Origin of the sequence: Bradyrhizobium sp. SHOUNA76 (assembly GCF_023006445.1) — a bacterium.
In the GTDB taxonomy this organism is placed as follows: Bacteria; Pseudomonadota; Alphaproteobacteria; order Rhizobiales; family Xanthobacteraceae; genus Bradyrhizobium.
In genome coordinates this window covers 1-6631 of the sequence record NZ_JALBHA010000373.1, presented here as the reverse complement: position 1 = coordinate 6631, position 6631 = coordinate 1, and the positions used below count along the sequence as shown (strand labels likewise).

The following is a 6631-nucleotide window of genomic DNA, read 5'->3' as shown; positions in this document are numbered from 1 at the left end:
CGAGAAGGGGTCGACCACGGCGACGTCGACGCCGGCGGCCGCCAACACGCAGGCAGTGTTGCAATAGCGCACTTCCACGGTCGACTGGAATGGCGCGCCGGCGCGGGCAAAGCTCTCGCGCACGGCTTCGCCGAGCCGCGTTCCGCGCTCGAGTCCGATAAAGGGCAGGCCGACAAGGTCAGAAGCGGAGACGATCGGCTGCGCGGCGAGCGGATGTGTTGGCGGCAGCACGCAGACCATCTCGCCGGTGTGCACCACTTCATGCGCAATGCCCGGATGATGTGTGAGCCCGAGCGCGAAGCCGAGCTCGGCGACATGGCTCAGCACACCCTCGATGATGCCCTCATAGCGGCGGACGTCGAAGAACACCCGCGTCTCGGAGCGACTGCGCAGGAAGGCCGACAGAGCCGATGGGATGATGCTATAGGCAAGCGGCGGCGTCGCCACGATCGACAGATGTCCGGACCGATTCTCGCGCAAATCGCGCACGCGGCTTTCGAGCTTGGCATGCAGCGCGAAGATCGCTTCGCTCTCCTTGTAGAGCGCCATAGCCTCGGCGGTTGGAAACAGCCGGTTGTTGACGCGCTCGAACAGCGCAAAGCCTGCTTGTGCCTCCATGGACTTCAGCGCGTTGCTGACGGCCGGCTGCGAGAGCGCGAGCTCGTCGGCTGCCGCCACCGTGGTGCGGTGGCGAATGACGGCACGCAGGATCTCGAGCTGGCGCAGGTTCATATAAGTCCAGATTATACTCTCGGCCAAAAGATCATAGCACGGCGAATTGCTTTTGCAGCGGCGTTTCCGCCTAATAGCGCCGGATTTGCACGCTGTATCAAAGAGTTCTGTCGCCTATTGAGGCAGCAGCGCGCACAGATTGGAGGCAGTCTTGGTTCGTGTCCTTCGCGCGGCCGCCGCCCAGATGGGGCCGACGCAAAAAGCCGATACGCGGGAGCATACGCTGGCCCGAATGCTTGGCTTGTTGGAGGAGGCGGCCGCGCGCGGCGCGAGCCTTGTGGTGTTTCCGGAGCTCGCCTTCACCACTTTCTTTCCGCGCTGGCTGCTCGAAGGCGCAGCCCTCGACCAATATTTCGAGCGCGTCATGCCGAACCCGCAGGTCGCAAAACTGTTCGATCGCGCCCGCGCGCTGCGCATTGGCTTCTATGTCGGGTATGCCGAGCAGACGGCAGACGGCCGGCGCTACAACTGCGCCATCCTGGTCGATCGCGCCGGCGAGGTTGTCGGCCGCTATCGCAAGGTGCACCTGCCGGGTTCGGTCGAGCCGCGGCCGGGCGCGCTCTACCAACAGCTCGAAAAGCGCTATTTCGACTATGGTGACCTCGGCTTTCCTGCGTTTCGCGCCGGCCCGGCCTGGAGCCACGCGATCATGGGCATGATGATCTGTAACGACCGTCGTTGGCCGGAATCCTGGCGCGTGCTCGGCCTTCAGGGCGTCGAGCTTGTCTGCATCGGCTACAATTCAGCTGCCTATGATCCCAATGGCGGCACCACGGAGGATGCGTCCTTGCGCACCTTCCATTCAACGCTCGTCACGCAGGCCAACGCCTACATGAATGCCACATGGGCCATCTCGGTCGCCAAGGCGGGCGAGGAGGACGGCTCCGGGCTGATCGGTGGCTCCTGCATCGTCGATCCCAATGGCCGCATCGTGGCGCAGGCAGCGAGCCTGGCGGACGAGGTGATCGTCGCCGACATCGATCTCGATCTCTGCCGGCAGGGCAAGGACAAGATGTTCAACTTTGCCGCCCACCGGCGGCCGGAGCAATACAGAGTGATCACGGAGCGCGCCGGCGTCATCGAGCCGGCCGTTCTCGATGCGGATTGATTCACGGCGCGGGCAAGGACCTGACATGATACGCTTCCCGATGTTCACCGGCTTCGCGGCGCTTTTCGCCATCAGTTCGGCGCAGGCGGCCGAGCTGCCGTCAGAGATCAAGCAGGCCGGCACATTGCGGCTCACGGTCAATTCGACCTACGCGCCGATGGAATATCGTGATCCCGCGACGAACGAGCTCGTGGGGCTCGACATCGATCTCGCGGGCGAGTTGGCCAAGCGGCTCGGTGGCCTCAAGATCGTCTGGAGCGAGACGCCCTTCGCCGAGCTGATCCCCTCGCTCCAGACCAAGCGGGCCGATTTCATCATCTCGGGCATTTCCGACCGCAGCTCGCGGCGCGAGACCGCGGATTTCATCGACTATCTGACGACAGGTCCGCAGTTTTTCGTGATGGCGGAGAGCGAGGCCAAGGCTGCCACCGATCTCTGTGGCAAGAAGGTCGGCACGACGCGCAGCACGAGCTTTCCCGTCGAGATCGACAAGTGGAGCAAGCAGAATTGCGAGGCGGCCGGCAAGCCTGCCATCCAATACGTTCCCGGCGAGAATTCGATCGACGTGCGCAACCAGCTCAAGCAGGGCCGCATCGACGCTGCGGTGCAGGGCAGCGAGACCTTGCCATATGCCCAATCGCAGGAGGCCGGGAAATATCGCCTCGTCGGCGAGCCCTTCGCCAAAGGTTATCAGGGCATCATGTTCCGCAAGGATGACGTCGTCTTGCGCGAGGCGGTGACGGAAAAGCTCAGCGCGATGATCGCCGACGGGAGCTACAAGGCCATCCTCGACAAATGGGGGCTGGGCGCGAACGCAGTCGCCGAGCCCTTGATGAACGCGGCTCCGCAATGAAGGCAGCGCCCGCCCTCGCTGAAGGATTTCCCGATCTCTCCGGGATGCATGTTGCGCGCGAGCCGCACTGGTTCCGCTGGTTCAGCGCGGCCCTGATCGTTCTGGTGCTTGTCGCCATCGCCCGCGCGTTCGCGAACGGCCAGATCGAATGGTCCTACGTCAGCCGCTTCCTGACCGCCAAAGTCATCCTGGAAGGCATCGTCAACACGATGGTGATGGCCGTGCTCGCCATGGCGCTCGGCATCTTTCTCGGCGTTGTGGTCGCGATCATGCGGCTGTCGCCCAATCCGGTGCTGAAATCGGTCGCCGCCGGCTACACCTGGCTGTTCCGCGGCACGCCGCTGATCCTCCAGCTCCTGTTGTGGTTCAATCTCGCGCTGGTGTTTCCGACCATCGGCATTCCCGGCCTGTGGAGCGCGCGGGCCGTCGACATCATGACGCCGTTCCTCTCCGCCCTGCTCGGGCTCGGCATCAACCAGGGCGCCTACACATCCGAAGTGATGCGGGCGGGGATGCTGTCGGTTGACGTCGGGCAGTACGAGGCTGCGCAGGCCATCGGCATGGGGCGGCTGCGTGCGCTGCGCCGGATCATCCTGCCGCAGGCGATGCGGGTGGTGATCCCGCCGATCGGAAACGAGTTCATCGGCTTGGTGAAGGCCACCTCGCTCGCCAGCGTCATCCAGTATCCGGAGGTGCTGCATAACGCCGAGAACATCTACTACGCCAATTCCCGCGTGATCGAGCTCCTGATCGTTGCCGGTCTCTGGTATCTTCTCGTGGTGTCGATCTTGACGCCGCTTCAGATGCTGCTCGAGCGACGCTTTGCCCGCGGCACCATGCAGTTCGCCCGATGACAAAGCCCCTTGTCGCGATCCGCTCCGTCAGCAAGGCCTTTGGCGAGTTTCAGGCTCTCAAGGACGTCTCGCTGGATGTCTGGGGCGGTGAGGTGATGTGCCTGATCGGCGCTTCCGGCTCGGGCAAGACCACGCTGCTTCGCTGCATCAATCAGCTCACCGCGATCGACAGTGGCGGCATCTGGCTCGCCGGTGAGCTGCTCGGCGTGCGGGAGGAGGGCGGACGCCTGCACCGCCTGACTGAGCGGCAGATCGCGAAGCAGCGGCTGAAGACCGGCATGGTGTTCCAGCGCTTCAACCTGTTCCCGCACAAGACGGCGCTGGAGAACATCACCGAAGGCCCGGTGCAGGTGCAGGGCCGCAAGCCGGACGAGGTGCGCGCAGAGGCCATCGAGCTGCTCAGGCGCGTCGGGCTGTCGGCTAAGGCGCAGTCTTATCCTGCGCAGCTTTCCGGTGGCCAGCAGCAGCGCGTCGCGATCGCCCGCGCACTGGCCATGAAGCCGATGCTGATGCTGTTCGACGAGCCGACCAGCGCGCTCGACCCCGAGCTCGTCGGCGAGGTGCTCGCGGTCATGAAGGAACTGGCGCGGAGCGGCATGACCATGATGGTGGTGACGCATGAGCTCGGCTTCGCGCGCGAGGTCGCCGACCGCGTTGTCTATATGGACCACGGCGCGATCGTCGAGCAGGGGCCGGCGTCCGAGATTCTCGGCGCGCCGCGGGAGGCGCGCACCAAGGCTTTTCTCTCGGCGGTGATCTGATATGGGGGCGTTTTGATGAAGAGACTTGTTGTTGCGGCGGCACTGTTGCTGGCCACGGGTGTTTCGGCAAGGACGATCGAGCTGCCGCCGGAGATCGCCAAACGCGGCAGCCTCAAGGTCGCGCTGGTTCCGAACTATCCGCCCATGGAGTTTCGCGATCCCGCCACCAATGCGCTCTCCGGCTTTGACGTCGATCTCGGGGAGGCGATCGGCCGCAAGCTCGGCGTCAAGATCGAATGGCAGGAGACCAGCTTCGCCGAGTTCATGCCGTCGATCTCGACGGGCCGGGTGGATGCGGTGCTGTCGGGCTTCACAGACTATGCGAGCCGGCACGAGACAGCGACCTTCGTCGATTACCTGCGCAGCGGTCCACGCTTCTTCGTGCAGCAGTCCCGCGCGACCGAGTTCAAGGACATGGCTGCGCTCTGCGGCAAGAAGGTCGGCGCCAGCCGCCGCACCTCGTTCCCGGCGCAGATTGCGGCATGGAGCGAGAAGAACTGTGCCAGCAATCCGATCGTCTTCGTAGGCACAGACGGCTCGGGCGATGCCCGCAACCAGCTCAGGCAAGGCCGTATCGATGCCGCCGTGCAGGGCAACGAGACGCTGCCCTATCTCATGGATCTCGAACCCGGCGTCTACGCGCCGGTCGGCGAGACCATCGCGCAGCAGCTCACCGGAATCGCGCTGCCCATCAAGGAGAAGGCATTGCAAGAGGCGATGGCGCAGGCGGTCGATGCGCTGATCGCGGATGGCACCTATCGTGCGTTGCTTGCGAAATGGAAGTTGACCGATAACGGGATTGAGAAGGCGACTATCAATGCTGGACAGTAAGGCACTTGCGAGTATCCCGCTCACCCCGGCCAACACCGCCGATCCCGCACCCGACTATCCCTGGCCAAAGCCTTATACGTCGGCGATGTTCCTGTCGTTCGATGTGGACGCGGAAAGTGCCTGGACCAGCAAGGATGCAGTTCACGCGCAGCGCCTGATCACCATGAGCTATGGTGGTTATGAAGCGCGTGTCGGCACGCCCAAGCTTCTGGAGCTGCTCGACCAGCTCGAGTTGAAGGCGACGTTCTTCGTCACCGGGTGGTCGGTCGATGCGCATCCGGCGATGGCCGAGTCGATCATCAAGGCCGGCCACGAGATCGGCCATCACGGCTATCATCATCTCCTGCCGGATCCCGGCGATCCCTGGATTGAGGAAGAGCTCGAGCGCGGCTTCGAGGTGCTGAAGCGCCGGCTCGGCGTCAAGCCGATCGGCTATCGCGCGCCTTACGGCGAATTCACTGAAGAGCTGCGCAAAGCGCTGGTGCGCCACGGTATCGTCTATACTTCGTCGTTCCGCGACGACGTCCGGCCGTATCGCCATCGCCTCGCCGACGGCAAGCCGGGCACGATCGAGTTGCCGGTCACTGCGAGCTACGACGACTGGATGCATGGCCTCTCGGCGCGGTTCAGCCCGCGCTCGATCTTCCCCAAGGAGCACGTGCTCTCGATCTGGAAGGACGAACTCGACGAGGTCAGGGACTGGGGTGCAATGGTGACGACCGTGCTGCATCCGCAATGCAGCGGGCGTCCCATGCGGCTTCGGCTGTTGCGCGAATTCCTGACTTACGCAAAATCCTGTCCCGATCTCTGGATCACAACCGGTCGCGATATTGCCGCAAACTTCCAGCGCCACGAAGCGGGCAATCGTTGAGCCAAGCTGCTTGAGCCAAGTCATGACATCGAGCCGTCGCCGCATCCTGATCATCAATCCGAACTCCTCGGCTTCGGTCAAGGCGGCGATCGACGAGGCGGTGGCGCCGTTGCGGATCCCGGGCGGGCCGGAGATACTGGTCGTGAGCCTTCCCGAAGGACCGCCCAGCATCACCTCGCAGCGAGATGCGGACAGCGTTGTCATGCCGCTGGTGAACCGCGTCGCGCGGGAAGATGCGGATGCTTTCGTCATTGCTTGCTTCAGCGATCCCGGCCTGCATGCAGTCCGCGAAGCCGCCGGCGGTCGTCCCGTCATGGGCATCGCCGAGTGGGGTATTTTGCGGGCGCTGACGCTCGGCGAGCGGTTCGGCATCATCGCGCTATCGCCGCAAAGCATACGACGCCAGCAGCGCATGGTGCGGCAGATGGGGTTGGATGCCCGCTATGCCGGAAGCTGGTCGGTGGGTGCCAGCGCCGCGGAAACGGCGGGCGGCGATATCCGTGATCGCCTCATCGAGGCGGGCCGTGCGCTGGTTACGCAGCGCGGCGCCGACGTCGTGGTGATGGGCTGCGCCGGCATGGCCTCGCATCGCTCCGCGCTCGAGCAGGCAATCGGCGTGCC

General features: G+C 64.2%; 8 protein-coding genes. 7 read left to right on the top strand and 1 reads right to left on the bottom strand.

The annotated features are described in order from the left end of the window. Positions 1 to 732, bottom strand: a 732-nt coding sequence (locus tag MOV74_RS27920) for a LysR family transcriptional regulator (protein WP_246929811.1), incomplete at its 3' end; no start/stop codon positions are given. Positions 733 to 883: 151 nt separating this feature from the next. On the opposite strand from MOV74_RS27920, the gene MOV74_RS27915 reads away from it, so the two are divergent. The 7 genes from MOV74_RS27915 to MOV74_RS27885 form a co-directional block, all read left to right on the top strand. Next, positions 884 to 1840, top strand: coding sequence for an N-carbamoyl-D-amino-acid hydrolase (locus tag MOV74_RS27915; RefSeq protein WP_258719559.1), 957 nt, complete (start codon positions 884 to 886; stop codon positions 1838 to 1840). A 25-nt stretch (positions 1841 to 1865) separates the two neighbouring features. Then, on the top strand, positions 1866 to 2693 hold the full coding sequence (locus MOV74_RS27910) for an ABC transporter substrate-binding protein (RefSeq protein WP_246929810.1): 828 nt from the start codon (positions 1866 to 1868) through the stop codon (positions 2691 to 2693). Then, positions 2690 to 3547 (top strand): amino acid ABC transporter permease, encoded by an 858-nt coding sequence (locus MOV74_RS27905; RefSeq protein WP_246929809.1) that lies wholly within the window; start codon positions 2690 to 2692, stop codon positions 3545 to 3547. Before MOV74_RS27910 ends, MOV74_RS27905 begins: the two co-directional genes overlap by 4 nt. Beyond that, a complete protein-coding gene (locus tag MOV74_RS27900; RefSeq protein WP_246929808.1) occupies positions 3544 to 4308 on the top strand; it encodes an amino acid ABC transporter ATP-binding protein in 765 nt (254 codons plus the stop codon). The genes MOV74_RS27905 and MOV74_RS27900 overlap by 4 nt, the downstream gene beginning before the upstream one ends. Positions 4309 to 4323: 15 nt before the next feature. Continuing rightward, a complete protein-coding gene (locus MOV74_RS27895; protein WP_246929806.1) occupies positions 4324 to 5139 on the top strand; it encodes an ABC transporter substrate-binding protein in 816 nt (271 codons plus the stop codon). After that, a complete protein-coding gene (locus tag MOV74_RS27890; RefSeq protein WP_246929805.1) occupies positions 5126 to 6010 on the top strand; it encodes a polysaccharide deacetylase in 885 nt (294 codons plus the stop codon). Before MOV74_RS27895 ends, MOV74_RS27890 begins: the two co-directional genes overlap by 14 nt. 22 nt (positions 6011 to 6032) lie before the next feature. Next, positions 6033 to 6631 (top strand): aspartate/glutamate racemase family protein (locus MOV74_RS27885; protein WP_246929804.1); only part of this gene is annotated, 599 nt, incomplete at its 3' end.